The organism is Microbulbifer flavimaris (genome assembly GCF_001641755.2).
Taxonomy (GTDB): domain Bacteria; phylum Pseudomonadota; class Gammaproteobacteria; order Pseudomonadales; family Cellvibrionaceae; genus Microbulbifer; species Microbulbifer flavimaris.
In genome coordinates, this window is the sequence record NZ_LRFG02000020.1 from 1 (window position 1) to 263 (window position 263).

The window sequence follows — 263 nt, forward strand, 5'->3', positions numbered from 1 at the left end:
TTCAAGTTCCTGCCCGCCGGGCGGATCACCGCAGGAGCGGGCACCGCGCGGCAGGTGACCCTGTTCAACTGTTTCGTGATGGGCACGATCCCCGACAGCATGGGCGGCATTTTCGACATGCTGAAAGAGGCCGCGCTGACCATGCAGCAGGGCGGGGGGATCGGCTATGATTTCTCGACCATCCGGCCGCGCGGCGCAGACGTGCATGGGGTGGCCGCCGACGCCTCGGGGCCGCTGTCGTTCATGGATGTGTGGGACGCCAT

1 pseudogene is annotated in these 263 nt (G+C 66.5%); it reads left to right on the plus strand.

Going from position 1 to position 263, the window contains the following annotated elements:
- Positions 1-263: pseudogene (locus AWR36_RS15980) on the plus strand (adenosylcobalamin-dependent ribonucleoside-diphosphate reductase); the annotation flags it as partial.